Raw genomic sequence first — 26,997 nt, 5'->3', positions numbered from 1 at the left:
GCTGACCGGCTCCGTTACTTCAGTGTGGCCTCATCAAAATTGAATGAGGTATCGGGCATCACATAAAAACCAGTCAGGTTTTTGCTGTTGGCAGAAACCAGCTGCTCAACCACCAGCGGGATCCACGGATGGTCCTGCCAGATGGTGTCCTGTGCCTCTTTGTAGAGACGCGCTTTTTCAGCACGGTCGGTGGTTTTCAGCGCATCGGCCAGATCTTTATCGACCTTTGGATTGCTGTAAAACGCGGTGTTAAAGATTGCCGGTGGCCAGGCTGCGGTGGCAAACAGTGGCGTCAGCGCCCAGTCGGCTTCACCGGTTGAGGCGGACCAGCCGGTGTAGAACATGCGCACGTTGCTCTCTTTCTGGCCTTTACCTTCGACTTCAGCAGCACGCTGACCTGCATCCATCGCCGTGACTTTTACCTTCACGCCAATCTGCGCCAGCTGCTGCTGAGTGAACTGCAGCACCTTCTGCGCGGTGCTGTGGTTGTGCGACGACCAGAGCGTAGTTTCAAATCCGTTCGGGTAGCCTGCCTCTTTCAGCAACGCTTTCGCTTTAGCGGGATCGTAGCTGATAGCCGGATAGGTCTGCGCAAAGTCGATGGCGGGCGGCACGATGCCGGTCGCAGGCGTGGCGTAACCGGCGAAGGCCACTTTCGCCAGCGCCTGACGGTTGATGGCATACTCGAGCGCTTCACGTACCTTCGGATTGTCGAACGGCTTCTGCGTCACGTTAAGGCTGATGTAACGCTGCATAATCGAAGGCGTGGTCACAACATCGAGCTTACTGTTCTTCTCCAGCAGTTTTGCCTGCTCATAAGGCACCGGGAACGCAAGGTTCGCTTCGCCGGTCTGCAGCATGGCCGCGCGGGTATTGTTATCCACCACCGGTCGCCAGGTAATGCTGTCCAGCTTCGGATAGCCCGGTTTCCAGTAGCCATCCCACTTTTTCACCTTCACAAAGTCGGTCTGATTCCAGGTTTCAAACACAAACGGACCGGTGCCCACCGGATGGAAGCCGATCTCTTTGCCATATTTTTTCAGCGCGGCAGGCGAAATCATTGCTGCCGCCGGATGGGCCAGATTGTTGATAAAGGCTGAGAACGGCTCTTTCAGCGTCACTTTCACCGTGGTCGGATCGACGACTTCGGTGCTGGCAATGCGTTTGAACAGGTTGTAGCGCTTAAGATGGTTATCCGGATTGCTGGCGCGATCGAGGTTGACCTTCACCGCGTCCGCATTGAAGTCCGTGCCATCCTGGAATTTAACCCCGGAGCGCAGCTTAATCGTGTACGTCAGGCCGTCGGCGCTGGCCTGGTAGCTCTCCGCCAGCACGTTGGTGAGTTTCATATCCTTATCGAAGCCAAAAAGCCCCTGATAAAACGATTTCGCCACCGCCTGCGACAGCGTGTCATTGGCATCATAGGGATCGAGCGTGGTGAAGTTGGACGCGACGGCAATCACCGCATCCTGTGCTGCCCAGGCGGGCAATGTCATTGCGCTGCTTAACACGCCAGCCGCCAGTAACCCTTTACGCATCGTAATCTGCATCTTGTTCTCCTGTAATCCCTGTCGGGTTGGTCGCCGGGGCGACATCTTCACTGTTCAGGTCGCGCTGATAACGTGGCGGGCGACGAAATGACCCGGAGCCACCTCCATCAGCGGCGCCACTTCAGGTTCATCCCCTAACGCATGAATCGGGCTGGGGATCTCATCGACCAGTAAGGCGCGTTCACGACGCCGGTGCGCCGGATCGGCTACCGGCACCGCGGCCATGAGTTTTCGGGTATAGGGGTGTTGTGGCTGTTCAAACACCGCCTGACGCGGCCCTATCTCAACAATCTGACCGAGATACATTACCGCCACGCGGTGGCTGACACGCTCCACAACCGCCATATCGTGAGAAATAAACAGAAAGGCGATGCCAAATTCGCGCTGCAGGTCGAGCATCAGATTAATAATCTGCGCCTGAATCGACACATCCAGCGCCGAGACGGACTCATCGGCGATGACCACCTTCGGATTCAGCGCCAGCGCGCGGGCAATACAGATACGCTGGCGCTGCCCGCCGGAAAATTCATGCGGATAGCGCTGAGCATGTTCCGGCAGCAGACCGACTTTATCCAGTAACCAGGCGACGCGCTGCTCCGCCTCGCGACGCGGCATCGCCTTGTGAACCAGCAGCGGCTCCATTATTGAGAAGCCAACCGTCAGACGGGGATCAAGCGAGGCATAGGGATCCTGGAAAATAAACTGAATATCGCGCCGCAGATGGGCGAGCGCAGCACCTGAGAGATGGTCGATGCGCTGTCCGTCAAATGTCAGCGTGCCGCCCTGGCTGGCAACCAGCTTCAGCAGCGAGCGTCCGGTGGTCGATTTACCACAGCCCGACTCCCCCACCAGCGCCAGGGTCTCTCCGGCATAGAGATCAAAACTGACTTTTTCGACGGCATGAACCCGGCTTTTGACGCGATTCAGCAGGCCGCCGCGAATATCGAAGCGGGTGACCAGATCGCGTACCTGCAGAATGGGGGGCTGCAGGCGGCGAACCGTATCCTGCGGCACGTCATCAACGGCGTCGCTATGCAGCAGCGGAAACTTGGCCGGCAGGGGCTGCCCCTGCATCGAACCTAGCTTTGGCACAGCCGCCAGCAGCGCCTGGGTGTAGGGCTGCTGCGGTGCGCTGAACAGTTCGGCGACGGGCGCATTCTCCACCACATCGCCGCGATACATGACCTGAACGCGATCGGCCATTTCAGCGACCACCCCCATATCGTGCGTGATAAAAATCACCCCCATCTGCATCTCTTTTTGCAGCACACGGATGAGTTGCAGAACCTGCGCCTGAATAGTGACGTCAAGTGCGGTGGTCGGCTCATCGGCAATCAGCAGCGCCGGTTTGCAGCAGAGCGCCATCGCAATCATCACGCGCTGACGCATTCCGCCTGAGAGCTGATGCGGAAAACGAGACAGGACATTGTGCGCATCGGGAATGCGTACCAGATCAAGCATCCGGCGCGCCTCTGCCAGTGCCCCGGCGTGGCTCAGCCCCTGATGAAGACGGATGGATTCAGCAATCTGCTCGCCCACGGAGAAGACCGGATTCAGCGAGGTCATTGGCTCCTGAAAGATCATTGCCATATCCGCGCCGCGCACCCGACGCATCTGACTTTTTGAAGCGCGCATCAGATCCAGTACCTCGCCATTGCGACGACGTAATTGCACCTCACCGCTCACCCTGCCGCCAGCCTGCTCAATCAGTCGCATCAGCGCCAGCGAGGTGACCGATTTTCCTGAACCTGACTCGCCTACCAGCGCCAGCGTTTCGCCGCGAAAAAGATCGAGTGACAAATGACGCACCGCGTCTGTGACGGTGGCTTCGTGCTGAAAACGCACATTGAGATCGCGCACCGCCAGCACCTGATCAGGGGCCAGCGGCGGTAGCGTTTGCCTGTCGCTCATTTCTGCATCCTTAACTTTCGCGATAAATAGCGACGTCAGCCGCCTCGCCGACCCGCGCAACGCCCCGGTACATGCCTTCGCTGTTGAACGGCAGCGCCACGTTGCCTGCGCGATCGACGGCAATTAAGCCGCCACTGCCGCCCAGTTCCAGCACGCTGTCATGAATAACGTTAACACTTGCCTGCTGCAACGAGCGTCCGGCGTAGCGCATCTGCGCGGCCACATCGTAAGCCGCCAGCGTCCGCATAAAAACTTCACCGGTGCCGGTACAGGAGACCGCCACGCTGTCGTTGCTGGCGTAGCAGCCCGCGCCCGGCAGCGGCGAGTCGCCGACGCGTCCGGCCTGCTTGTTAGTCATCCCGCCCGTTGACGTGGCTGCAGCGAGGTTGCCCGCCAGATCCAGCGCGACCGCCCCGACAGTGCCGAACTTACGGTCCGGGTCGAGCGGGTCGTCGCTGTGTGCGGCACCATCATGGTCCAGCACCGCGTTAGCGCTGTTGAGCGCGCGCTGCAGCTGCTCCCAGCGTTCCGGCGTCGAAAAGTAATCAGGTTCGACCGTTTCCAGCCCCTGCGCCACGGCAAACTGCTCCGCGCCTTCCCCGATAAACAGCACATGCTCGCTTTTTTCCAGCACGGCACGTGCCGCCAGGACCGGATTACGTAATCGCGTTACGCCTGCGACCGCGCCCGCTTCCAGCGTGCGGCCATCCATAATGCAGGCATCAAGTTCATGGGTACCCTGATGGGTGAAGACCGCGCCTTTGCCCGCGTTAAACAGCGGACACTCTTCCAACAGTCGTACGGCCTCGGTTACCGCATCGAGTGCACTGCCGCCCTGAGCCAGTATCTGCTGACCCTGAGTGACAATATCGTGGAGCGCCTGACGGTAGCGTTGTTCCTTTTCAGCGCTCATTGCTGCGCGCGAAATCGCACCTGCGCCGCCGTGAATGGCGATCACTGCATTGACCATAACGCTCTACCCTGTAATTGCATCAGGACGAAAAACACTGATTTAAAATGGTTTTCACCCATTTTTGGTGATTTTTGACTATAGAAAGCCTGCTAAGTGTTGTAAAGCGGAAACTGTTCCTGTGGTTATAACCTTTTCTTACCGCCATATTTCACTTTGGTCGCAATGACCGGCAGGCCCGGCCGACGCCGATGTGACTCAGCGACCAATTCCCACCATAATAGGCAGCATCTGAAATAACCAGGCTGGACTGTTCATGGAAAGTTTTACTGCAGGTTTGATCTCCCTTGAGGAGGCGCAACAAAAAATGTTGTCACAGCTGACGCCCGTCACCGACTCACTGAGCGTGCCGCTGGCCGAGGCGGTCGGGCGCATCACCGCAACCGCAGTCACCTCACCGATTGCCGTGCCGCCCTTTGATAACTCCGCGATGGACGGTTACGCCGTCAGGCTGGCCGATGTCAGCAGCGGACAACCGCTTCCCGTGGCAGGCAAGGCCTTTGCTGGCGCACCGTTCAGTGGTGAGTGGCCGCAGGGCAGCGTGATTCGCATCATGACCGGTGCGCCGGTGCCCGCAGGCTGTGAAGCGGTAGTAATGCAGGAGCAGACCGAAGCTCAGGGCGATGCGATTGTCATTACCGCGCCGGTGCGTCAGGGACAGAATATTCGCCTGACCGGTGATGATATTCAGCCGGGCCATGTGGTGCTGGAAGCGGGTACGCGTCTGGGTGCCGCCGAGCTGCCGCTGCTCGCTTCGCTGGGTATCGCCCAGGTCAGCGTGCTACGAAAACTGCGGTTGGCTATATTCTCCACCGGTGATGAACTTCAGCCGGTCGGTGAGCCGCTGGCAGACGGTCAGATATATGACACCAACCGTTTTGCCGTCTCGCTGATGCTGCATAAGCTGGGCTGCGAAGTCATCGACCTTGGCATTATCAAAGACGATCCCGCTGCTCTGCGCGCCGCATTTGAGGAAGCCGATCGGCAGGCCGATGTGGTGATCAGCACCGGCGGCGTTTCTGTGGGTGAAGCGGATTTCACCAAAAGCATGCTGGAAGAGCTCGGTGCCATCAGTTTCTGGAAGCTGGCGATCAAGCCCGGCAAGCCGTTTGCCTTTGGCCGCCTTAACAGCAGCTGGTTCTGTGGCCTGCCGGGTAACCCGGTCTCCGCCGCCGTCACTTTCTATCAACTGGTGCAGCCGCTGCTTGCCACCCTCACGGGCCAGCAGAAATCCGCCTTGCCACCCCGTCAGAAAGTGCGCTGCGCCTCGCGCCTGAAAAAGTCACCGGGCCGGCTCGACTTCCAGCGCGGCATCCTGCGCCAGAACGCACAGGGTGAACTGGAGGTGGAGACCACCGGAATGCAGGGTTCGCACGTCTTCAGCTCTTTCGCCCAGGCGAACTGCTTTATTGTGCTGGAACGGGATCGCGGCAACGTGGAACCGGGTGAATGGGTTGAGGTGGAACCGTTCAACGCCCTGCTGGAGGCGTAAATGCTGCCTGAATTAAGTGATGAGGAGATGCTGCGCTACAACCGACAGATTGTTCTGCGCGGCTTTGATTTTGAGGGGCAGGAGCGGCTGAAAGCCAGTCACGCGCTGGTCGTCGGGCTGGGCGGGCTGGGCTGCGCGGCTGCGCCCTACCTTGCTTCTGCCGGCGTCGGCAATCTGACGCTGCTGGACTTCGATACCGTGTCGCACTCGAACCTGCAACGGCAGATCCTGCATCATGACGCGGATATCGGCCGCGCTAAAGTGGACTCGGCCGCACAAAGCCTGGCCGCCATCAATCCGCACTGCCAGCTGCATCCGGTTAATGGACAGCTGGCCGATGCGGCGCTGCTGGCGCTGATTGCCCAACAGCAGGTGGTGCTGGACTGCACTGACAATGTTGCGGTTCGCGAGCAGCTTAACCGGCTCTGCCGACAGCAGCGGGTACCACTGGTTTCAGGCGCCGCAATTCGGATGGAAGGTCAGATCAGCGTATTCAACTGGCAGCCTGGCACCCCCTGTTATCGCTGCATCAGCCGCCTGTTTGGCGAACAGACCCTGAGCTGCGTGGAAGCAGGCGTTATGGCCCCGCTGGTGGGTGTGATTGGTGCGATGCAGGCGATGGAAGCCATTAAAGTGCTGACATCCTTTGGCACGCCCGCCGCCAGCCGGTTGCTGATGTACGATGCGATGAGCGCGGAGTTCCGCAGCATGAAAGTGGCGCAGGACGCGCATTGTGAAGTGTGTGGCGGTGGGGCTAGCAAAACATCAGCTTCCTGAAGCTCGCACAGCTGTGATGCCTGGCCTGCTTCGGAAACACGGTCAGATCGGAAAGTCGCTTAAACCATCCCTGGGCGCTCTGCCCGCGCCATCCCTGGCGCGGGACGCTTTCCTCCTCTGACCATGTTCCCTGCGCCTTGAACATTTGCGTTGCAGCCAAATTCACTCTGAACTGGCTTTACATGAAGGGCCTGCGTTGAGCTCCAAAACCACGCTCAATCCACTTACAGACAGCTCAAAACTTAAAGCGATGGGAGCATATGCCTGTAGCAAAGCATAGCGGGCCAGGGACAAAAACGCCGGGAGCGTTTTTGAACAACGCAACGCGTTGGCCCGGTAACGGGCGCACCTCAGGGATGAGGTACGTATTCGCCCGCGCTGAGCATGCCATGGATGGCGTCTTTTGCGTCTTTGCGAAAGGCGTATGCTCCCTGAGCCTATGCTGAACTTCCCGTCAACCCGCTTATAACCCTTAACTGCTGGGTCATAAGCAATGAAATTCTCAGCACCACAGGCCAAAAAAAACGGGGTGGCCTGCGCCACCCCGTTTTTATCAGACGATACCCTGACTGCGCAGGTAATCTTCGTAATTACCGGTGAAGTCCACCACCTTGTCTGCTTTCAGCTCAATCACGCGGGTTGCCAGCGAGCTGACAAATTCGCGGTCATGCGAAACAAACACCAGCGTGCCTTCATACATCTCCAGCGCCATATTGAGCGATTCAATCGACTCCATATCGAGGTGGTTGGTCGGCTCATCCATAATCAGGATGTTCGGTTTTTCCATCATCAGCTTACCGAACAGCATACGACCCTTCTCACCACCGGAAAGCACTTTTGCCGGCTTCTTAATATCATCCTGCGAAAACAGCAGACGACCGAGAATACCGCGAATGGTCTGCTCATCATCGCCCGGCTGTTTCCACTGACTCATCCAGTCAAATACCGTCAGATCATTGGCAAAATCATCGGCGTGATCCTGAGCATAATAACCAATACGCGCATTCTCTGACCATTTAACCGTGCCATTATCTGGCGTAAGCTGACCCACCAGCGATTTCAACAGTGTTGACTTACCAATACCGTTGGCACCGATTACCGCCAGCTTCTCGCCCACTTCCAGCAGCAGATTTAAATTCTTAAACAGCGGACCGTTATCAAATCCTTTGGTTAATCCTTCCACTTCCAGCGCATTACGGAACAGTTTCTTGTCCTGCTCAAAACGGATAAACGGGTTCTGACGACTGGAGGCTTTCACTTCATCCAGTTTAATTTTATCCATCTGCTTAGCACGTGAAGTCGCCTGACGTGATTTAGAGGCGTTGGCGCTAAAACGACTGACGAACGATTGTAAGTCAGCAATCTGCGCTTTCTTTTTGGCATTATCAGATAACAGACGTTCACGTGCCTGCGTTGCTGCGGTCATATATTCGTCATAATTACCGGAATAAACCCGCAGCTCGCCATAATCCAAATCGGCCATGTGGGTGCAGACCATATTAAGGAAGTGACGGTCATGCGAAATGATAATCATGGTGCTGTCACGCTCGTTCAGCACCTGCTCCAGCCAGCGAATCGTATCGATGTCCAGGTTGTTCGTCGGTTCGTCGAGTAACAAAATATCCGGATTAGAAAACAGTGCCTGCGCCAGCAGCACACGCAATTTAAAGCCCGGAGCGATTTCGCTCATCGGGCCATAATGCTGTTCAACCGGAATGCCGACGCCGAGTAATAATTCACCGGCACGCGACTCGGCGCTATAGCCATCCATCTCACCGTAAAGCGCTTCAAGATCGCCGACTTTATACCCCTCTTCTTCGCTCATTTCTGGCAAAGAATAAATGCGGTCGCGCTCCTGCTTTACTTCCCATAATTCATGGTGACCCATGATAACGGTGTCCAGCACGCTGAATTGTTCAAAGGCGAACTGATCCTGACGTAACTTACCGATGCGCTCGTTGGGATCGTAAGAGACGTTGCCGCCTGAAGGCACCAGATCGCCACCCAAAATCTTCATGAAGGTGGATTTTCCGCTGCCGTTCGCACCGATTAAACCGTAACGATTACCGCCGCCAAATTTAACGGAGATATTTTCGAACAGTGGCTTGCTGCCAAACTGCATGGTGATATTGCTGCTAACTAACACGGCATTGACCTTTGTGAAGAGAATGGATGAAAAAACGGCGGCTATTATGCCAGATGTGACGCAGCGCACGCCAGCGTCAGGCGTGGATTCCTGGCGGGGTGATTGATATCCCGACAGAAATAAAAAAGCCGGAGGACCCTAATGGCCCCCCGGCTCCCACTTACAAGGATTGTGTTGATCAATCGATCAGGAAACTGTCCAGGCTTTTACCGGAATCCAGCGCTTTTTTAATCGCTGCCGGGGTGCGCCCCTGACCTGTCCATGATTTCTGCTCACCGTTTTCATCGGTGTAAGAATATTTAGCCGGACGCGGCGCACGCTTGGTGCGTTTTTTTCCGCTTTCCAGCGCACCTAATAATTCATTAGGATCGATGCCGTCAGCCAGCAGCATTTCGCGATATTTAGACAGCTTTTCTTCTTTTTCGCGATTCTGCGTCTCTTCCGCTTCTGCTTCTTCGCGGCGCTCAGTAACAACAACGGTTAATTTTTCCAGGATCTCTTCAAGATCGGTCAGTGGCAGTTCACGAGCCTGGGCACGTAATGTGCGAATATTGTTCAGTACTTTAAATGCGTCACTCATCACAATGTCCTTGATTAAGGGGGGTTAATAAAACTGTAGCGCCAAGATTACCTAATTCAAATAAAAAAATAAATTATTTTTACGCTACAGATAATTCTTAAGTATTAATTCAGACAAAACAGCACTATTAAAATCGGCAGTGCCTGACGTTTTATTAACGCTGAATTAACAACAAATCGTGCTCCGGTTCCATTGTTGAAAACGATTTCAGAGGCTTTATACCGAAAGCTGACCGTTTACCTTATCTACTAAAGTGGGTTTTTACAGCATCATTATTTACGGATGCGCACCTGCTGATAGCAGATTAAAAACGTGCTCTGATCGCGATCTCAGTCACACCAGCTTACAGATTATGCATAAAAATCGCCCTCCAGGCCGTTAAATAGCCCAAAATAATTAACGCCCTGATGAATTTTTAATAATGCCCGCTGCTATCTGTTAACTTTTTTTTTGCCGCTGCGTTTAGCAGCAGAGTCAGATTATTCGCAGTTCCCTCAGCTGTGCAATAACAGTTCTGCCTGACGCAGGCGGAGGAATAGTTGCGCCCGGGTTACCTGCCTGCTCATGAGGCGACTTAAAAAATCCGTTCAGGAAATAAATTCAGAAAGGTGACAGAGTTCAAAAAGCTGAATCAGAATAGACCAGCAACATAAAAATAACGTTGCTTCTCGGTTGCTGAAAATAACCCTGTGCTTATCACGCGTTTATTTTCTGCTGCCTGTGTCGGGCAGAGCGTCGGTGAGACACCCGGTTATTCAACAGGTTAGATAATCATCAATCGCCGGGAGAGGCTGTCAGCCTCTGACGTAATGCTGACAGGAAGAACGATTAAGGGCGGTTACTGCACAGAGGCAGCGACCGCCAGAGGACTAATTTGCCTGGGTGGCCGGGCCAAATACCGGATATTGCGGCATTTCAACGTTCTGGTACGTTTCCCAACCGCCGCCCAGCGCTTTATAGAGCGCAACTAAATCAAGCGCGCTCTGCATCCGCGCCTGTGTCGCCTGCTCCTGTGCCTGCGCCAGCTGACGCTGTGCATCCAGCACCTCGAGGAAGGTTGAAAGCCCCTGCCGGTAACTGTCGCTGGCGAGATCAAAGGCGCGCTGAAGGGCACCTGTCGTCTCATCCAGCGCAGTGACACGCTGCTGATCGGCGCGATAGCTGACCAACGCATTCTCCACATCCTGCAATGCCGTCAGCACCGTCTGACGGTAATCCAGTGCGGCGCTGGCCTGCTGTGCCCGGGCGAGTTTGACGCTCGACACCAGCTGCCCACCCTGGAAAATCGGAATCGACAGCGACGGACCGTAACTGTAGAAATGGCTGCTCCAGTTATCCAGATAGCTGACGTCGGTATTGCGCACGCCCAGCTGACCCGTCAGTGACAGGCTCGGGAAAAGCTGCGCCACAGACACGCCAATCTCTGCGGTTTGAGCATGCAGCGTCGCTTCAGCCTGACGAATATCAGGGCGACGACGTGCCAGCGTGGAAGGAATACCCACCGGGACAAACTGCGGTAGCGGTGGTAACGCTTTTGGCGTACTGAGTTCAGCATCCAGCGCACCCGGCGTTTTACCAAGCAGCACCGCCAGCCCGTTCATCGCCTGTCGTGCCTGTGACTGATACTGCGGCAGTTGCGCCTGCAGCGTGCTGAGCTGGGCTCGGGCATTTTCCACATCGGTCAGCGGTGCCAGTCCATTCTGCTGCTGACTCTGCGTAAGCTCGGTGGTCTGCTGCGCTACCTCAATCTGCTGCTGCAGCGTCTGAATGGTGCTCTGCGCGCCTCGCAGCTGCAGCCAGGCTCGCGCTACTTCGGCTTCCAGTGAGACCAGCGCATCGTTGCGCTGCTCTATCGCCGCCTGCTGTTGGGCATTAGCGGCCTCAACCTGACGGCGCACTTTGCCCCACAGATCAAGTTCCCAGCTGGCATCAAAGCTACCCTGATAAAGGTTAACCGGCTGGGTCAGGCCATTGAGCTGGCTGGCCACATTGCTGTCGAGCTGATCGGTCGCGCCATTGGATTCCAGCAAGCCTTTAAGTCCGAGCTGCTGTCGCGTCACTTTGGCCGAACCGCTCAGACTCGGGAACAGACTCCCCTGCGCCTGCGTCAGCTGTTCACGCGCCCCGGCAATGCGCAGCACCGTCTGCTGCAGGCTCAGGTTGCCGGCGATCGCCCGCTCAATCAGGCTGTCGAGCTGTGGATCGTTGAAGCTACGCCACCAGCGTGAATTAATGGCGGCAGTTTGCGGTTTTGACGCCTCCTGCGAATCCAGCGTGTTGTAGCTGCCCGGCACGGCGGGTTTCGGTGCCTCATAGTCAGGTCCGACGGCGCAGCCTGCCAGCCCCAGGGCCAGCAGTAAACTCAGGGGTTTCAGGCGATGAGAGAAATAAACCTTCATGTTAGTGTGCTCCTGCACTGCCTTCGCTCTTAATCGGCGACAGCAGCCAGCAAAATGGAATCAGAATCAGGGCGACAATACTCAGGCCTGAGAAGACATCGATGTAAGCGAGGATGCGCGACTGCGCAATCATCTCCTGATAAAGCTGTCCGGTTGCCAGCGTAACGGGATCACCCACCGCCGAGGTAAAATCACGAATCGCCTGCGCCCAGTGCTGAAGCGTAATGTTGAACGGCTCGTTCAGCGGCGTCATGTTATGCACCATATGCGCCGAGCGTACCTGCTCGCGTTCGGTGATGGCCGCGGTCGACAGCGAGATCCCAATCGATCCGGCCACGTTTCGGAACATGGTAAACAGCGCCGAGGCATCAGCATTAAGCCGCTGTGGAATGGTGACAAAGGCGATAGTCGTAAGCGGAACAAACAGGAAACCCAGCCCAATAGACTGTGCGCTGCGCATCAACACCAATGTTTTAAAATCGACATTGGGCGTTAAGGTGGAGGAGTAGAGAAACGCCACGGCCAGACAGCTGAAGCCAAACGCGATGATGTATCGCGTCTGCACAATCGGCATCAGTTTCAGCACCAGCGGAATCGTCAATACAATCAGCACCGCGCCAGGCGACAGCACCAGCCCTGACCAGGTGGCGGTGTACCCGAGATCCTGCTGCGCCAGCTGTGGCAACACCACGGAGCTGCCATAGAGAATCATCGCCATCCCAGCCATCAGCAGGCCAGCCACCCAGAAGTTGCGGTCTTTCATCACCAGAATATCGACCACCGGCTTACGGGCATACATCAGCCAGTAGATGGCCCCGACGATACCGACCAGCGCCAGCACCGCGAACAGCACGATAAAGTGTGAAGCGAACCAGTCCTCATCTTCTCCACGATCCAGCATCACCTGCAGGCAACCCAGCCCCAGCGTAATCAGACTGATACCGATGTAATCGATCTTCAGTTTGCCTTTGGCCCATTTACGCTCCCACGGTGGATCTTCCAGCAGTTGATAAATGGCCAGCACGGTCAGCACGCCGACCGGAATGTTGATAAAGAAGACCCAGCGCCAGCTGTAGTTGTCGGTAATCCAGCCACCTAATGTCGGGCCAATGACCGGCGCGACAATAATCGCGATAGAGGAGAGACCAAAGGCCTTGCCGCGATCTTCCGGCTTGAAGTAGTCCAGCAGCACGGACTGCTGAACCGGCTGCAACCCGCCGCCAAAAAAGCCCTGCAGCACGCGGAACAGAATGATTTGCCACAGTTCAGTGGCAATGCCGCACAGGAAAGAGCAGATGGTGAACATCACGATGCAGATCAGGAAAAACTGTTTACGGCCAAACAGCCGGCTGAAGAACGCAGAGATAGGCAGCACGATGCCGTTCGCCACCAGATAGGAGGTCAGCACCCAGGTTGACTCATCGTAACTGGAAGAGAGCGAACCAGCGATATGCGGCAGCGCCACGTTAACGATGGTGGTGTCGAGGATCTCCATAAACACCGCCAGCGTCACCGTGATCGCCACTAACCACGGATTACTGGCGGGTTTCCAGCTCTGCGCCGTACTCATTCCACGGTTACCTTCGGTTCAACCGAGAGACCCAGCGGCAGCGGATGGTTCGGATCAAGGCCCTTATCGATAACGATTTTCACCGGCACGCGCTGAACGATTTTCACATAGTTGCCGGTGGCGTTCTCTGACGGGAAGGTTGAGAAGCGCGAACCGGAACCCATCTGAATACTGTCGACATGCCCTTCCAGCTTCATATCCGGCCAGGCATCGACGCTGATGTCCACTTTGTCGCCCGGATTCATCCGTTGCAGCTGAGACTCTTTGAAGTTCGCCGTGACCCAGATCTCAGGTGAGACCAGCGAGAACAGAGAGGAACCGGCCTGCACCAGGGTGCCCAGCTGAACGTTACGTTTAGTGATGAATCCGTCATAAGGCGCACGAACCTGGGTATAGGAGAGATTCAGATCGGCTGTACTTAACTGCGCCTTTGCCTGCTCAACCTGTTGCTGACGCGCTTCAACATTGGTCTCCTGCTGACGAATCTGCAGGGCGACCTGTGACGCAACTTCAACCTGCGCTTTCGCACTTTGTAACTGCGCCTGCGCCGACCGTAACTGCGCGGATGCGCTGTCAATATTACGCTGACTGGTCGCACGCGGGTCAACGCCACGCTGGCGACGATAATCCGCCTGCGCATTCAGCAGGTTCGCTTCTGCTTTCGCCTGATCCGCCAGCGCCTGATCGCGCTGTGCCGGATACTGTACTTTTGACAGCGCCAGCTGTGCCTGCGCCTGATGCAGTTGTGCGACCGCTAAGCCAAGCTGCGCATTAGCCTGTTCACGCTGAGCACGGTTATCACTGGGATCGATTTCCACCAGCAGATCGCCCTTCTTCACCCGCTGGTTATCTTTTACCAGCAGTTTCACAACATAGCCGGACGCTTTAGGCGCAATGGTAACGGCATCGCCTTCAGTAAAGGCGTCATCGGTGGTTTCAATATTACGGGTAGAGAACCAGAACCAGAAGCCGACAATCAGCATAACCACCACCACCACCGCCAGAATAATCAGCGGCTTTTTACCGGGGCGTTTACGCTCAGGCTGCTGGTCGTTGTCCTGATTTTCCTCTGACTGACGGCTTTTATCCGTCGCGTTATCTGCGTCCTGCTGGTGTTGATCGCGTTGGTTATTCTCGCTCATAGTTCCCATCACTGGCTAAGGCCCTGATTCCGGGCATAAAGGTCCTGTTAACCTTATCTCGGAAATTGACAAAATCCAGTGCAACTTTACGAAACTTGAGGAATGGCGCACATCCTGCCACTTGATGGGCGTAGCAGGATGCGTCCGGGCTAATGGAGTAACTGCAACAGCAGCCAGCCGCTGGCCATTGACCAGACCAGCAGAGGAAGGGAAAAGAGATGGAATTGCCACCAGACAGCTTTGTCTTTCGCCATGCGCAGGGCAATCAGGTTAGCAAGCGATCCCGGCAGAAGACCGAATCCGCCAATGTTAACGGCCCAGGCGAGCACATCCGTCGGCGGTACTTTTTGCAACAGCAGAATCGTTGCCGGGACGTTGCTGATCACCTGCGACAGCCCAATCGCCAGCAGATAGAGCTGTCCCTGGCCAAAATGCGCCACCGCATCAAAGTGCGCCTGCATCACCGGCAGACGCGTCAGCAGGAAGACGTCAATAAACATGGCGATAAATACTGCCAGCAGGCTCCAGTCGATGCGCAGCAGCACCGGACGTGCCATCACCAGGAAAGTGGCGAGGATCAGCAGCAGTATCCAGCCGGTGATCTCAAGCTCCAGACCGGCAATAAACAGCAGGTACAACACGACGCTGACGATAAAAAGCGGCTTCTGCCACTGCGGCTGCTCCGGGTTGTCATGCTTATCAATCGACCGCTTTGAAAAGCTGAACCAGGTTAACACCACCAGACTCAGCAGCAGCCAGGCGGCCAGCGGCAGCATCTGCACGATAAATGCCACCACGCTCAGCTTGCCGTGGCTCCACAACAGAATGTTCTGCGGATTGCCAACCGGCGTCAGCAGCGATCCGGCATTAACCGCCAGCGCCTCAAAAATAATCAGTCGCGAGATCGGTAAACGGGAGAACTTACGCAGCGTCAGCGTCAGCGGCACCAGAATGAACAGCGCCACATCGTTGGTTAAAAACGTCGAGAGCAACGCCGCAGCCAGCACCATAAAGAGTGCCAGCGCCCGTTCATGCCGGAAACGCGCAACCAGCCGTCCCCCCAGCACGTCAAAGTAGCCGCTGGTTTCCAGCCCTTTGGTCAGAATCAATAACCCGGTGAGCGTGATGATGGTATGCCAGTCTACGGCACCGGGCAGATCGGCCCAGCGGAAATCCGCCAGAAATGCCAGAACTACACCAATCACGATTAATAAATGCAAAATAGAGTCATGCAAAAAAGATCGAAGCAGTTGAGGCATGGTGAGGGTACGCCTTAGCGTTAACGGGTTTCGGAGAACTTCTTAAACACAGCCAGCGTTTCATCACTGACGTGATGCTCAATACCTTCTGAATCGCGTCGGGCCGTTTCGGGGCTGATGCCTAACGCCAGCAGAAAACTTTCAACAATATGATGACGGGCACGGCTCTCCTCTGCCAGCTTCTCGCCTTCACCGGTCAGGAAAACACCGCGGTAAGGCACCTGCTCAACCAGCCCGGCACTGCCAAGCCGCTTCAGCATTTTCGCCACGGTCGGTTGCGAAACACCCAGGCGGGCCGCCATATCAACCTGACGCGCTTCGCCAAATTCACCAATCAAATCAGAGATTAACTCAACGTAGTCATCAATTAATTCCCGACGATGCGCTTCACGCACCTGCCGAAAACCTTCGACATGCTCTTCAATATCTTTCAGTGGTCCTTTCGGCGCAGAAACCACGCTTTTAGCACGACGACTCATTCAGCTTCCTCATTATTATTTCCCGTATTGACACTGCTATACGGATTTAGCTGCGCTCATTGTAAACCAGCCGCAAAGAAGCTCAAATTTTTCGTCATTAGGCTTGGCTAAACAATATAGCCAGTGCTATATTTGTTGATAATGTAAGCAGCAAAAGGCGGGATCCCGGTTGATCCTCCGTTGCGCCGGTGTGATGACGTTTCTCACCGCAGGCTGCTTACTACCGCGTCGACAATGATTGGGAGGTGATTCTATGAGCACCCTGAAATGTTGCTTAGATTGCAGCAAATGCTTCCAGGCTGAGAAAAAAACAACCACGGAGATGAAATCCTGGCTGTGCCTGCTGACGCGTTCCCCGTTCACACTGCGTCTGATGTTAATTGAGAAACTGCTGGGCCATAAGCCTGCCGATCGTCGCTGCCAGAATCTGATCTGGCGCGGCTAATCCTGCTTCAGCGCCTTTCAGCCAGCGACTGAGAGGCTCACTTCCCTCTTTCTTCATCCCTTTTCTTATTTGCCTACGAAATCTGTATGCCTTACGACATTAACAGCTACAGCTGGTTATCGGCTGTGGATAGCAGAAGCCATTGGAGATCGGTTCGGGGTGAAAGGCGGGAGGGGTAAAATCAGCACAATAAAAAACGGCCCACAAGGGGCCGTTTTTTTGCAGGTCAGCTAAGCTAAACTTAGAAGCTGTAACCTACGCCAGCAATCCAGGTGCCAACGTCAACGTTACGGATACGGCTCTGCTCGTAACCAACGTCCAGCGCAACGTCCTGAATTGGGTTAAACTGCAGACCTGCACCGTAGGAGAAGCCTACGTCGCTTGAATCAGTTTTAGCGCGTGATGCAGTATCGTTCTGCTGGAATTTACCGTAGCCGATACCCACAACACCGTAGATGCTAGCCCAGTCGTTCAGACGGAAAGCTGGACCACCGGTCACACCGTAGTACTGGCCTTTATTGTAGATGCCAGCTTCGGTACGATCTTTTTCAGTGTAGGTGAATGAACCGATCCAACCCAGTGGGTTAGAACCGTCTTCGTAGCGGTATTTCAGGTTGAAGCCGTTAGCTTTGTTAGCCACGCCCTGATAGTCGCTCTGAGCATAGCCACCAGTTACGGTGCTCTGTGCCATTGCTGAACCTGCAGATACTGCCAGTACACAGGCTAATGCTGAAAGACATGCAATTTTTTTCATAACCACCTCAAATGTGAAAATACTTCTCTCCTGACAACGCTGAAAATATAACAAAAAATAGCGAGAAACTCTGCCCGGATTTTGTTGTCTAACAGAAAGTTTGGTGTAACAGGAAGTTAATGCGACATCCTATGTCATTCATTTTTCTTATAAAATCCGTCATCTTTCTGCAATAATCATTTTGTGCTCATTTCGTGCTTTAAGTTAAATCCTAAAAAATCCTGACATTTCTTTACCTAAATGGCCCTGATTCTGGCCAAAATTTGCTCAGTTAAGTCAGATTTAAAACGCGATTTCGTGATTCTTTGCCCGCTATTTCCTTTACACTGGCTGACTCATTACGTTTTTGACCAGGAAAAGTACACAGGATGTCTGCCTCTCCCGCTTCCAAAAATCTTGCCCCGATAGTCATGCCGATTGCCGTGCTACTGATTGCGATGCTGTCGCTGCAGGGCGGCGCTTCGCTGGCAAAAAGCCTGTTTCCTTCTGTAGGTGCCACCGGGATTACCGCACTGCGCTTAGGCTTTGGTACCCTGATACTCTGCGTCATTTTCAAGCCCTGGCGTTTACGGTTCAGCCGGGAGCAGCGTCTGCCCCTGCTGATGTATGGACTGGCTCTGGGCACCATGAATTTCACGTTTTATCTGGCAATTCGTACCGTGCCACTGGGCGTGGCGGTGGGACTGGAATTTACCGGCCCGCTGGCGCTGGCGCTGTTTGGATCGCGCCGGCCACTGGATTTTGTCTGGGTGTTACTGGCGGTGATTGGCCTGTGGTTCCTGCTGCCGTTTGGTACAGACATGACTGCGATTGACCCGCTGGGCGCAGCGCTGGCAGTGGGTGCAGGTGCCTGCTGGGCGATATATATCCTGGCGGGACAACGGGCGGGTGCAGAGCATGGCCCCGCAACCGTAGCCATCGGTTCGCTGATCGCCTCGGTCATTTTTGTGCCGCTCGGGCTGACGTTCGCCGAAAGCGGCATCTGGACATGGGCGGTGATGCCAATCGCGTTGCTGGTCGCGCTGCTTTCCAGCGCCATTCCCTATTCACTGGAGATGATCGCCCTCACCCGCTTACCGGCGCGCATTTTCGGCACGCTGATGAGTCTTGAACCCGCCATGGCCGCCTTTTCCGGCATGCTGTTTCTGGGGGAAACGCTGACCGGACTTCAGTGGCTGGCGCTGCTGGCCATCATCATCGCCTCAGCCGGTTCAACACTGACTATGCGTCCGAAAAAGAATCAGTTAAGCAGCGTTGAATTATCAGACGACAGGCATAAATAAGCGATTTCAGCCCGCCACGCTGGCGGGCGAAATAACAATCTTGCTCAGCATGAGAATTATTCTTAACCGCTGCGCTTTACGGCTCATCCTATTTTGAAACAGTCACTTACCTGTTATTTACAACTGCTTATAATGTTATGATTTAAATGACTATTTAATAATAGTTATATTTTAACATAGCTTTAACCTTACCCGTCCAGCCCGGCCTTTAATAAAGACACACGCTATTTCATCCATCGTCAAAGTCGTTTCTGCAAAGCTCAAAAGCGCTGCTATACTTATCCGGTACTTGATTAGGACAACCATCAAAGAGAGGACTGAAACGATGAGTACCGCTAAATTGGTTAAAACGAAATCTTCTGACCTGATTTATACCCGCAACGACGTGGCCGAAGATGAGAAGAAAGCCACCATCGCGGTGTTGAACCGTCTGGTAGTCGAGTTTATTGACCTGTCATTGATCACTAAGCAGGCGCACTGGAACATGCGCGGTGCTAATTTTATCGGTGTGCATGAGATGCTGGATGGCTTCCGCACTACGATTACTGACCATCAGGACACCATTGCCGAGCGTGTGGTTCAGCTGGGTGGCGTGGCGCTGGGCACCACGCAGGTTGTGAATGACAAGACTCCGCTGAAAAGCTATCCGCTGAATATCCACAGTGTGCAGGATCATCTGAAAGCGCTGGCAGACCGTTATAGCGTTGTGGCGAACGATACCCGTAAAGCGATTTCAGAAGTAAAAGACGAAGATACCGCTGACATCTTTACTGCGGCATCGCGCGATCTGGACAAATTCCTGTGGTTCATCGAAGCCAACATTGAATAACACGTATTGCACTCAATCAGGCGGGGAAACCCGCCTTTTTTACGTCTGTGTTACCGCAATTTTATGACCCTGTTAACAGTTCTTCCCTCCCCCGCTTCACAGCCTTAACATCTGAGGCAAACTACCGCTTGCACCAAAACAGTTATCTGCACCAAAGTTGAGCGCCAATAAGGTGCAATGGCAGATTTAACTGCAAAATCGTGTCAGCTGTGTTATTTAACTCTCTGATTTCGCGGATTTTGCAAAGTTGGCATAATTCTTTCATATGACAAGCCGCAAACGCAGGCCCTGCCGCCTGGTAGTAAAAAAAGGAAAAATGATGAACTCACTGTTAAAAGTTTCTGTGGCCGCGCTGGCGCTGGCCTTCTCCCTCTCTTCCACTGCAGCAGAAAAGAAGCTGGTCGTCGCTACCGATACCGCCTTTGTTCCGTTTGAATTCAAACAGGGTGACAAATATGTCGGTTTTGACGTGGATCTGTGGGATGCCATTGCGAAAGAGCTGAAGCTCGATTACACCCTGAAGCCAATGGACTTCAGCGGCATTATCCCTGCACTGCAAACGCGCAATGTCGATCTGGCATTGGCGGGTATCACCATTACCGAAGAACGTAAAAAAGCGATCGAGTTCTCTGATGGCTATTACAAAAGCGGTCTGCAGGTGATGGTGCGTAACAATGAAAACAACATCAAAGGCATCAGCGATCTGAACGGCAAAGTCGTCGCAGTGAAAAGCGGCACCGGCTCTGTGGAGTACGCCAAAGCCAACATCAAATCGAAAGATCTGCGTCAGTTCCCGAACATCGACAGCGCCTACATGGAGCTGGGCACCAATCGTGCAGACGCGGTGCTGCATGATACGCCAAACATCCTGTACTTCATCCACACCGCGGGTAAAGGCCGCTTTAAAGCGGTAGGCGATTCGATTGAAGCGCAGCAGTATGGCATCGCCTTCCCGAAAGGCAGCGACGATTTACGTGAGAAGGTAAACGGCGCACTGAAAACCCTGAAAGAGAACGGCACCTACAACACGCTTTATAAAAAATGGTTCGGCACTGAACCTAAATAATAATTTGCCCGTTATCTGATTTCAGCAGGGAAACTTTTTCCCTGCTTTTTTCCATCGCAACATATCTGGAGTGACACCATGGAGTTTGACTGGAGCGTCATCTGGCCCGCCATGCCAGCGCTGCTCGAAGGCGCCAAACTGACCTTAATTATCTCAATCATTGGCCTGGTTGGCGGCCTGTTTATCGGGCTGGTGGCCGGTTTTGCCCGCGCTTACGGTGGCTGGATCACCAATAACATCGCACTGGTGTTTATCGAAATCATCCGTGGTACCCCTATCGTGGTGCAGGTGATGTTTATTTACTTTGCGCTGCCGATGGCATTCCCTGACCTGCGTATTGATCCTTTCACCGCCGCCGTGGTGACCATCATGATTAACTCCGGCGCGTATATTGCCGAGATCACCCGTGGTGCGGTGCTGTCGATCAACAAGGGATTCCGTGAAGCCGGACTGGCGCTTGGCCTGTCGAGCCGCGAGACGCTGCGCTACGTGATTATGCCGCTGGCACTGCGTCGTATGCTGCCACCATTGGGCAACCAGTGGATTGTCAGCATCAAAGATACCTCACTGTTTATCGTTATTGGCGTGGCCGAACTGACACGTCAGGGTCAGGAGATTATTGCCGGTAACTTCCGCGCTCTGGAAATCTGGAGCGCCGTCGCGATCATCTATCTGGTGATTACGCTGGTGTTGAGCTTTGTGCTGCGCCGCATTGAGAAAAGGGTGAAAATCCTGTGATTGAATTTAAAGATGTCTCCAAGCATTTTGGCCAGACCCAGGTGCTGCACAATATCGATCTGAAGATTAACCAGGGTGAAGTGGTGGTGATTATCGGCCCATCCGGTTCCGGTAAATCGACGCTGCTGCGCTGCATTAATAAGCTGGAAGAGATCACCAGCGGCGAACTGATTGTTGATGGCCTGCGCGTTAACGACCCGAAAGTCGACGACCGCCTGATCCGTCAGGAAGCCGGGATGGTGTTTCAGCAGTTTCATCTGTTCCCACAGATGAGTGCGCTGGACAACGTCGCCTTTGGTCCCATCCGGGTGCGCGGTGCCAGTAAAGAGGCAGCACGCCAGCTGGCGCGAGAGCTGCTGGGCAAAGTAGGTCTGGCAGAGCGTGCGCATCACTTCCCGTCCGAGCTGTCCGGCGGCCAGCAGCAGCGTGTGGCGATTGCCCGTGCGCTGGCGGTCAAGCCGAAGATGATGCTGTTTGATGAGCCAACCTCTGCGCTGGACCCGGAGTTACGTCACGAAGTACTGAAAGTGATGCAGGATCTGGCGGAAGAAGGCATGACGATGGTGATTGTGACGCACGAAGTGGGCTTTGCGCAGAAGGTCGCCTCGCGTCTGATCTTTATCGACAAAGGCCGGATTGCGGAAGATGGGGATCCCGACAGTCTGATCAGCAATCCCCCCAGCGAACGTCTGCGCGAATTCCTGCAGCACGTCTCCTGATCAAAACGGGCCGCTAAGCGGCCCGTTAAGCCTGATGACAACCTAAACCAGGATAAATCTGGCAGCAACGAACAAACCCGAAGCAAAGGGAACACGGTCAGAAGAGGAAAGCGTCCCGCGCCAGGGACGGCGCGGGCCGAGCATGTCATGGATGACAGCCTTTGCGTCTTTCCGATCTGACCGTGTTCCCTGTGCCAGCTCGGTCTTACCGCCACCGAGTCTGACGTTGTCAACAATCAAAACGGGCCGCTTAGCGGCCCGTTTTTTTTCCTCTTCGTCCGCAGCTAAACTCGTTACCCGCGTTAAGACATGACTTAGCTACCCAACCGACTCAGCAGCTTGCTGCGCTGTGCGGCAGGCATAAAACTCCACGCCAGGAAGCGGCTCTGCTTCTGACCCTGCGCCATATTCACCACCCGCACCTCTTCGACGTCGAGCGCCTGCAGCTGTTTTTCCAGCGCCGGTAAATTCTCTTTGCGCGAAACTAATGAAGTAAACCAGCCAATCTGGCGACCAAACGCCACGCTCTCGGCGATCATCTTGCCGATAAACGCCTTTTCGCCACCGGGATACCACAGCTCATTGTGCTGCCCGCCAAAGTTAAGTGGCGCACTTTTATCCAGCCCGAGATTGCGCACTTTACGCTGCGATCCCGAGGACGCCTCTTCAGCCGACGCGTGGAACGGCGGGTTACACATCACCGCGCTGAAAAATTCATTTTTGCTGACCACGCCCGCCAGCACCGCATCGCTGTTTTTCTGACGACGCAGACGGATCTGGCGCGTCAGGCGTGGGTTAGCCGCGACGATGCGGTTAGCGGCTTTGATGGCGGCTTCATCAATTTCGGTGCCGGTAAAGCGCCAGCCATATTCCGCCGCACCAATCAGTGGATAGATGCAGTTTGCGCCGCAGCCGATATCCAGCACGTCCGCCGCCGGGATCGCGCTGTTGTTGTCCAGCGCCAGCAGATCGGCCAGGTAGTGAAGATAATCGGCGCGCCCTGGCACAGGCGGGCAGAGTGAGCCGGGGGCCAGCTGCCAGTCGATGTCATAAAACAGTTTGATGAGCGCCTGGTTCAGCAGCATTACCGCCTCCGGGTCCGCGAAATCCACGGACTGCACGCCATAACCGTTAGGCCGGACTTTCGCCGCCAGCGGCGGATGGGCAGCGGTTAGCGCGGCAAAATCGTATTCGCCCTGATGGCGATTGCGGGCGTGGAAGGGCGACGTGCTGGCTGACTTTTTCATACGTTCTCTCAATTATTCAGGCGCGCGTACAATACGCTGTAGGCGCCGGAAAATAAACCCGCACAATCCGCTTACCTCTTTCCGATTCCGTCGGGTGATGCTGTCGGGCTAAGATAAATAAAATCATCTGCTGGAGACGTTATGACCCGGAAACGCTATTCCTATCAACCCCGTGCTGGTCATGGACTGCCGCACGATCCGCTGAATGCCATCATCGGGCCGCGCCCGATTGGCTGGATTAGCTCTGTCAGTGCCAGCGGTCAACACAATCTGGCCCCTTACAGCTTCTTTAACTGCTTCAACTATCATCCGCCGGTTATCGGTTTCGCCAGCAGCGGCTGGAAAGACAGCGTGCGGAATATTGCAGAGACCAAAGAGTTTGTCTGGAACCTGGCGACCCGTCCGCTGGCCGAAGCGATGAATGAAAGTTCTGCCTCGCTGCCTGCCGATCAGGATGAGTTCGCCTTTGCCGGGCTAACGCCGCTGGCCGCTTCACAGGTCAGTGCCAGCCTGGTAGCGGAAAGCCCGGTCAACTTCGAGTGCCGCCTGACGCAACTCATTCAGCTGCAGGATGCCAGCGGTAACCTGCTCGACAGCTGGCTGGTGATGGGTGAAGCGGTGGCGATCCACATCGATGAATCGCTGCTTGAAGAGGGCATCTATCAGACCGCCAAAGCCGAGCCGATTCTGCGCGCGGGCGGACCCAGTGCCTATTACGGGATCAGTGAAGCGCAGCGCTTTGATTTAGTCCGCCCGGACGCACGCCGCAAATAATCCTCACTCCATAAGCGCATCGGCCCGGTGCGCTTTTATCTGCGCCACCGCGCGGGCGATATCGGGGGCCAGCCAGCGATCCTGCTGCCAGCGATCAACCACCTGCCGCAACAGCTGCCAGGCGCGCCGCGTGCCCGCTGCCAGCTCTGATTCACCATGAAACTCCAGCGCCTGCGACGCCAGCAGATACTCAATCGCGATAATGTGATCGACATTGCTGACCAGCTTCAGCAGTTTCAGCGCCGACCCGGTGCCGAGACTCAGATGATCCTCCTGTAATCCCGACGTCACATAGTTGTCGAGCACCGCAGGCTGCGCCAGCTGACGGTTTTCCGCGCAAAGCGAGGCCGCCACATATTGCGCAATCATCATGCCGGAATTGACGCCAGGCTCCGCAACCAGAAACGGCGGCAGGCCGCTGACAAGCGGATTGACCAGCCGATCCAGCCGTCGCTCAGCAATACTGCCCAGCTCCGCCAGCGCAATCGCCAGCAGGTCGCAGGCCATCGCCACCGACTCACCGTGCGGATGTGACTGCGACACCACGCGCCAGGCCTGTGGCGTGCCCAGAACCAGCGGATTGTCGGTACAGGCGTTGAGTTCGGTCTCCACCTGACGGGCGGCATGGTCGAACTGATCGCGGCAGGCACCGTGCACCTGCGGCATCGACCGCAGGCTCAGCGCATCCTGAGTCCGGATGCCGACGCTCGCGTTCAGCAGCGGGCTGTCACGTAACAACTGGCGCAGACGTTCGCCGCTGCGCTGAATCCCCGGACTGGCCTTGAGCGCCAGCACCTCAGGGTCAAAGGCCACCAGCTGTCCGCGCAGCGCCTCAAAGCTCATTGCGCCGGTAACATCCGCCCAGTCCAGCAGACGTTCAGCATCGTCCAGAGCCAGACAGGCTAAGCCGGTCATGCAGGGCGTGCCGTTAACCAGGCTCAGCCCCTCTTTTGCGCCAGGCCGGTAAGGGGCTAACCCCGCCTGTTCCAGCGCCTGCTGCGCCGGGATGATTTCGCCACGCCACTCCACCTCGCCAATACCAATCAGCGCCAGGCCGATATGCGCCATATGGGTCAGATAGCCCACCGATCCCTGCGACGGCACCTGTGGCGTAATCTGCAGATTCAGCAGCGCCAGCAGCTGCTGCACCAGCGCCACTGAGACACCCGATTTGCCGTGGCTGTAGTTAGCAATCGCGGCGCACAGAATGGCGCGCACCTCCGCTTTTTTCAGCACCGGCCCGACGCCGCAGGCATGGCTCATCAGAGTATTGCGCGACAGCTGGCCCAGCTCATCTTCAGACAGCGTGATGTTACAGAGCGCCCCCAGCCCGGTATTGATACCGTACGCCACCTGCCCCGCCGCCACGATGTTGCCGACGATTTCACGGCTCTGGGCGATGCGCTGCCAGGCGCTGTCGCTCAGCGTCAGGGTGGCACCGTGCCGGGCAACCTGCACCAGTTCCTGCCACCTGAGCGGACCATCGCCCCAGACCCGCGTCTGCTTCGTCACGTCACTCATACCACCGGCTCCACCTGATGATGACTGGAGATAAACTGCTTAAAGCGCGTCGATCCCGCCTCGCCGAACATCGCTTCTGGCGTGCCCTGACAGTCAATCGTGCCCTGATGCATAAACACCACCCGGTTAGAGACGTTGCGGGCAAAACCCATCTCATGTGTAACCACCAGCATGGTGCGCCCCTCTTCCGCCAGGCTGCGCATGACCTTCAGCACCTCGCCCACCAGTTCCGGGTCCAGGGCTGACGTCGGCTCATCAAACAGCATCACCTCCGGATCCATTGCCAGCGCACGGGCGATTGCCACCCGCTGCTGCTGCCCCCCCGAAAGCTGGGCGGGATAGAAGTCTTTGCGATTCAGCAGACCAACCCGATCCAGCAGCTGTTCCGCCTGGGCGATGCAGGCTTTTTTATCGCGCTTCAGCACGTAGTGCGGCCCTTCAATGACATTCTGCAGCACGGTGAGATGCGACCAGAGGTTAAAGCTCTGAAACACCATCCCCAGTCGGGAACGCAGCCGTTCAATCTGCCGCGGATTGGCTGCCAGCTGATGCCCGCGTGCATGGCGCTTCATCTCGATGGTTTCACCGCCGACGCTGACCACGCCGGAATCGGGCGTCTCCAGCAGGTTAATGCAGCGCAGCAGCGTACTTTTGCCCGACCCGCTGGCACCAAGAATGGAGATGACATCGCCCTTGTGCGCCTGCAGCGAGATGCCTTTCAGCACCTCCATGGCACCAAAAGATTTATGGATATCGCTGGCCGACAGCGTGACGGGTTGCAGTTCAGACATTTTTCTCTCCTCCGGTAATCGGCTTAGCGGTCAGTAACGGCTTTTTTTCCGGTTTATGTACCGGCGTCAGACGCCGCTCCAGCAGGGCATAGAGTTGAACAATAATGAAGTTGAGGATCAGGTAGATCGCCGCCGCACAGAGAAACACTTCCATGGTGCGGTAGGTGCGCTGAATGATCTGCTGCGCCACGCCGGTAACATCCCAGACCGTCACCAGGCTGGCCAGCGCGGTCGATTTCACCAGCAGGATCGCTTCGGTAGAGTACGCAGGCAGCGCGTAACGCAGCATCACCGGCGCGATAATCCGTCGCAGCAGCAGCCCACGCGACATACCGCAGGCCATGCCCGCTTCCACCTGACCGGGCGGCACCGCCAGCAGCGCGCCACGCAGAATCTCCGCGGTGTAGGCAGCGGTACAGAGCGACAGTGCCAGAATACCTACTGCCAGCACGCCTCCGCAGAAAAACGCACTGATAAACAGGCCCAGCGTGACCGGCAGTGCAGCGCTGAGTTTAAGGAAGGTGTCAGTGAGGAACGCAAAATCGATCATAAGTC

General features: G+C 55.7%; 24 protein-coding genes. 9 read left to right on the top strand and 15 right to left on the bottom strand.

Annotation, left to right across the window (positions count from 1 at the left end; genetic code table 11):
- Positions 1-14 precede the first annotated feature (14 nt).
- From gsiB to FA92_RS04780, 3 genes are read right to left on the bottom strand one after another with little or no spacing between them, the layout of a single operon-like run.
- On the bottom strand, positions 15-1,550 hold the full coding sequence (gene gsiB / locus FA92_RS04790) for a glutathione ABC transporter substrate-binding protein GsiB (protein ID WP_033782461.1): 1,536 nt from the start codon (positions 1,548-1,550) through the stop codon (positions 15-17).
- 54 nt (positions 1,551-1,604) lie between these two features.
- Positions 1,605-3,461, bottom strand: coding sequence for a dipeptide ABC transporter ATP-binding protein (locus FA92_RS04785; RefSeq protein WP_033782459.1), 1,857 nt, complete (start codon positions 3,459-3,461; stop codon positions 1,605-1,607).
- A 10-nt stretch (positions 3,462-3,471) separates the two neighbouring features.
- Entirely contained in the window at positions 3,472-4,431 is a 960-nt protein-coding gene (locus FA92_RS04780; protein WP_033782457.1) for an isoaspartyl peptidase/L-asparaginase, read from the bottom strand.
- 256 nt (positions 4,432-4,687) lie between these two features.
- Here FA92_RS04780 and moeA point away from each other — a divergent pair, with 256 nt between their 5' ends.
- Both moeA and moeB read left to right on the top strand, forming a co-directional pair.
- On the top strand, positions 4,688-5,923 hold the full coding sequence (gene moeA / locus FA92_RS04775; protein ID WP_033782455.1) for a molybdopterin molybdotransferase MoeA: 1,236 nt from the start codon (positions 4,688-4,690) through the stop codon (positions 5,921-5,923).
- Positions 5,924-6,700, top strand: coding sequence for a molybdopterin-synthase adenylyltransferase MoeB (moeB, locus tag FA92_RS04770; protein ID WP_033782452.1), 777 nt, complete (start codon positions 5,924-5,926; stop codon positions 6,698-6,700). It begins immediately after the preceding gene.
- A 553-nt stretch (positions 6,701-7,253) separates the two neighbouring features.
- Here the strand turns inward: moeB and FA92_RS04765 are convergent.
- From FA92_RS04765 to mntR, 7 genes are all read right to left on the bottom strand, one after another.
- Positions 7,254-8,846, bottom strand: a complete 1,593-nt coding sequence (locus FA92_RS04765) for an ABC-F family ATPase (RefSeq protein ID WP_033782451.1) — start codon at positions 8,844-8,846, stop codon at positions 7,254-7,256.
- 178 nt (positions 8,847-9,024) lie between these two features.
- Complete coding sequence (locus FA92_RS04760; RefSeq protein ID WP_003850507.1) at positions 9,025-9,426, bottom strand: H-NS family nucleoid-associated regulatory protein; 402 nt, start codon at positions 9,424-9,426, stop codon at positions 9,025-9,027.
- Positions 9,427-10,295: 869 nt separating this feature from the next.
- Positions 10,296-11,825 carry an efflux transporter outer membrane subunit gene (locus FA92_RS04755; protein WP_033782449.1) on the bottom strand — a complete coding sequence of 510 codons (1,530 nt, stop codon included), beginning with the start codon at positions 11,823-11,825 and terminating at the stop codon, positions 10,296-10,298.
- Between the two features lies 1 nt (position 11,826).
- Positions 11,827-13,395, bottom strand: a complete 1,569-nt coding sequence (locus tag FA92_RS04750; protein ID WP_013357256.1) for a DHA2 family efflux MFS transporter permease subunit — start codon at positions 13,393-13,395, stop codon at positions 11,827-11,829.
- Positions 13,392-14,537: an HlyD family secretion protein gene (locus tag FA92_RS04745; RefSeq protein ID WP_033782445.1), complete on the bottom strand. Its 1,146-nt coding sequence runs from the start codon at positions 14,535-14,537 to the stop codon at positions 13,392-13,394. The genes FA92_RS04750 and FA92_RS04745 overlap by 4 nt, the downstream gene beginning before the upstream one ends.
- A gap of 149 nt (positions 14,538-14,686) precedes the next feature.
- Positions 14,687-15,796, bottom strand: coding sequence for an SLC13 family permease (locus FA92_RS04740; protein ID WP_033782442.1), 1,110 nt, complete (start codon positions 15,794-15,796; stop codon positions 14,687-14,689).
- A 20-nt stretch (positions 15,797-15,816) separates the two neighbouring features.
- A complete protein-coding gene (gene mntR, locus FA92_RS04735) occupies positions 15,817-16,275 on the bottom strand; it encodes a manganese-binding transcriptional regulator MntR (protein WP_010254350.1) in 459 nt (152 codons plus the stop codon).
- Positions 16,276-16,528: 253 nt separating this feature from the next.
- Here mntR and FA92_RS23825 point away from each other — a divergent pair, with 253 nt between their 5' ends.
- On the top strand, positions 16,529-16,720 hold the full coding sequence (locus tag FA92_RS23825; RefSeq protein ID WP_033782439.1) for a hypothetical protein: 192 nt from the start codon (positions 16,529-16,531) through the stop codon (positions 16,718-16,720).
- Positions 16,721-16,961: 241 nt separating this feature from the next.
- On the opposite strand, the gene ompX is transcribed toward FA92_RS23825, so the two are convergent.
- Positions 16,962-17,474, bottom strand: coding sequence for an outer membrane protein OmpX (ompX, locus tag FA92_RS04725; RefSeq protein WP_013357252.1), 513 nt, complete (start codon positions 17,472-17,474; stop codon positions 16,962-16,964).
- 368 nt (positions 17,475-17,842) lie between these two features.
- Between ompX and rhtA the strand changes: the two genes are divergently transcribed.
- The 5 genes from rhtA to glnQ all read left to right on the top strand — a co-directional run bounded on the left by rhtA (position 17,843) and on the right by glnQ (position 22,109).
- Entirely contained in the window at positions 17,843-18,757 is a 915-nt protein-coding gene (gene rhtA / locus FA92_RS04720; RefSeq protein ID WP_013357251.1) for a threonine/homoserine exporter RhtA, read from the top strand.
- Between the two features lie 325 nt (positions 18,758-19,082).
- A complete protein-coding gene (gene dps / locus FA92_RS04715; protein WP_013357250.1) occupies positions 19,083-19,586 on the top strand; it encodes a DNA starvation/stationary phase protection protein Dps in 504 nt (167 codons plus the stop codon).
- Positions 19,587-19,905: 319 nt separating this feature from the next.
- Positions 19,906-20,652 (top strand): glutamine ABC transporter substrate-binding protein GlnH, encoded by a 747-nt coding sequence (glnH, locus tag FA92_RS04710; RefSeq protein ID WP_033782436.1) that lies wholly within the window; start codon positions 19,906-19,908, stop codon positions 20,650-20,652.
- Positions 20,653-20,730: 78 nt separating this feature from the next.
- The gene (gene glnP, locus FA92_RS04705; RefSeq protein ID WP_013357248.1) at positions 20,731-21,390 is read left to right on the top strand and encodes a glutamine ABC transporter permease GlnP; all 660 of its coding nucleotides are present in this window, start codon (positions 20,731-20,733) and stop codon (positions 21,388-21,390) included.
- Positions 21,387-22,109 (top strand): glutamine ABC transporter ATP-binding protein GlnQ, encoded by a 723-nt coding sequence (gene glnQ / locus FA92_RS04700; protein WP_010254327.1) that lies wholly within the window; start codon positions 21,387-21,389, stop codon positions 22,107-22,109. The genes glnP and glnQ overlap by 4 nt, the downstream gene beginning before the upstream one ends.
- 314 nt (positions 22,110-22,423) lie before the next feature.
- On the opposite strand, the gene rlmF is transcribed toward glnQ, so the two are convergent.
- Positions 22,424-23,356, bottom strand: a complete 933-nt coding sequence (gene rlmF / locus FA92_RS04695; protein WP_033782434.1) for a 23S rRNA (adenine(1618)-N(6))-methyltransferase RlmF — start codon at positions 23,354-23,356, stop codon at positions 22,424-22,426.
- Between the two features lie 141 nt (positions 23,357-23,497).
- Between rlmF and FA92_RS04690 the strand changes: the two genes are divergently transcribed.
- Positions 23,498-24,130: a flavin reductase family protein gene (locus FA92_RS04690; RefSeq protein ID WP_033782432.1), complete on the top strand. Its 633-nt coding sequence runs from the start codon at positions 23,498-23,500 to the stop codon at positions 24,128-24,130.
- 3 nt (positions 24,131-24,133) lie between these two features.
- On the opposite strand, the gene hutH is transcribed toward FA92_RS04690, so the two are convergent.
- The 3 genes from hutH to FA92_RS04675 are packed head-to-tail and all read right to left on the bottom strand — an operon-like array spanning position 24,134 to position 26,992.
- A complete protein-coding gene (gene hutH / locus FA92_RS04685) occupies positions 24,134-25,651 on the bottom strand; it encodes a histidine ammonia-lyase (protein ID WP_033782430.1) in 1,518 nt (505 codons plus the stop codon).
- A complete protein-coding gene (locus FA92_RS04680; protein ID WP_013357244.1) occupies positions 25,648-26,442 on the bottom strand; it encodes an ATP-binding cassette domain-containing protein in 795 nt (264 codons plus the stop codon). The genes hutH and FA92_RS04680 overlap by 4 nt, the downstream gene beginning before the upstream one ends.
- On the bottom strand, positions 26,435-26,992 hold the full coding sequence (locus FA92_RS04675) for an ABC transporter permease subunit (RefSeq protein WP_033782429.1): 558 nt from the start codon (positions 26,990-26,992) through the stop codon (positions 26,435-26,437). Before FA92_RS04675 ends, FA92_RS04680 begins: the two co-directional genes overlap by 8 nt.
- Between the last annotated feature and the right edge of the window lie 5 nt (positions 26,993-26,997).

The sequence above is a fragment of the Pantoea sp. 9140 genome (assembly GCF_000745295.1).
GTDB classification, from domain to species: Bacteria; Pseudomonadota; Gammaproteobacteria; order Enterobacterales; family Enterobacteriaceae; genus Pantoea; species Pantoea vagans.
Note: the sequence above shows the minus strand (reverse complement) of the source record. Positions and strands in the feature narration are given on the sequence as shown.

What these genes read in the sequence shown, in the direction of transcription:
- glnP (WP_013357248.1), top strand. Translation starts at nt 20,731, where the DNA reads ATGGAGTTTGACTGGAGCGTCATCTGGCCCGCCATGCCAGCGCTGCTC.
- FA92_RS23825 (WP_033782439.1), top strand. Translation starts at nt 16,529, where the DNA reads ATGAGCACCCTGAAATGTTGCTTAGATTGCAGCAAATGCTTCCAGGCT.
- FA92_RS04690 (WP_033782432.1), top strand. Translation starts at nt 23,498, where the DNA reads ATGACCCGGAAACGCTATTCCTATCAACCCCGTGCTGGTCATGGACTG.
- moeA (WP_033782455.1), top strand. Translation starts at nt 4,688, where the DNA reads ATGGAAAGTTTTACTGCAGGTTTGATCTCCCTTGAGGAGGCGCAACAA.
- FA92_RS04675 (WP_033782429.1), bottom strand. Translation starts at nt 26,992, where the DNA reads ATGATCGATTTTGCGTTCCTCACTGACACCTTCCTTAAACTCAGCGCT.
- rhtA (WP_013357251.1), top strand. Translation starts at nt 17,843, where the DNA reads ATGTCTGCCTCTCCCGCTTCCAAAAATCTTGCCCCGATAGTCATGCCG.
- FA92_RS04740 (WP_033782442.1), bottom strand. Translation starts at nt 15,796, where the DNA reads ATGCCTCAACTGCTTCGATCTTTTTTGCATGACTCTATTTTGCATTTA.
- FA92_RS04680 (WP_013357244.1), bottom strand. Translation starts at nt 26,442, where the DNA reads ATGTCTGAACTGCAACCCGTCACGCTGTCGGCCAGCGATATCCATAAA.
- FA92_RS04760 (WP_003850507.1), bottom strand. Translation starts at nt 9,426, where the DNA reads ATGAGTGACGCATTTAAAGTACTGAACAATATTCGCACATTACGTGCC.
- rlmF (WP_033782434.1), bottom strand. Translation starts at nt 23,356, where the DNA reads ATGAAAAAGTCAGCCAGCACGTCGCCCTTCCACGCCCGCAATCGCCAT.
- FA92_RS04755 (WP_033782449.1), bottom strand. Translation starts at nt 11,825, where the DNA reads ATGAAGGTTTATTTCTCTCATCGCCTGAAACCCCTGAGTTTACTGCTG.
- FA92_RS04780 (WP_033782457.1), bottom strand. Translation starts at nt 4,431, where the DNA reads ATGGTCAATGCAGTGATCGCCATTCACGGCGGCGCAGGTGCGATTTCG.
- gsiB (WP_033782461.1), bottom strand. Translation starts at nt 1,550, where the DNA reads ATGCAGATTACGATGCGTAAAGGGTTACTGGCGGCTGGCGTGTTAAGC.
- mntR (WP_010254350.1), bottom strand. Translation starts at nt 16,275, where the DNA reads ATGAGTCGTCGTGCTAAAAGCGTGGTTTCTGCGCCGAAAGGACCACTG.
- glnH (WP_033782436.1), top strand. Translation starts at nt 19,906, where the DNA reads ATGAACTCACTGTTAAAAGTTTCTGTGGCCGCGCTGGCGCTGGCCTTC.
- FA92_RS04745 (WP_033782445.1), bottom strand. Translation starts at nt 14,537, where the DNA reads ATGAGCGAGAATAACCAACGCGATCAACACCAGCAGGACGCAGATAAC.
- moeB (WP_033782452.1), top strand. Translation starts at nt 5,924, where the DNA reads ATGCTGCCTGAATTAAGTGATGAGGAGATGCTGCGCTACAACCGACAG.
- ompX (WP_013357252.1), bottom strand. Translation starts at nt 17,474, where the DNA reads ATGAAAAAAATTGCATGTCTTTCAGCATTAGCCTGTGTACTGGCAGTA.
- dps (WP_013357250.1), top strand. Translation starts at nt 19,083, where the DNA reads ATGAGTACCGCTAAATTGGTTAAAACGAAATCTTCTGACCTGATTTAT.
- FA92_RS04750 (WP_013357256.1), bottom strand. Translation starts at nt 13,395, where the DNA reads ATGAGTACGGCGCAGAGCTGGAAACCCGCCAGTAATCCGTGGTTAGTG.
- hutH (WP_033782430.1), bottom strand. Translation starts at nt 25,651, where the DNA reads ATGAGTGACGTGACGAAGCAGACGCGGGTCTGGGGCGATGGTCCGCTC.
- FA92_RS04785 (WP_033782459.1), bottom strand. Translation starts at nt 3,461, where the DNA reads ATGAGCGACAGGCAAACGCTACCGCCGCTGGCCCCTGATCAGGTGCTG.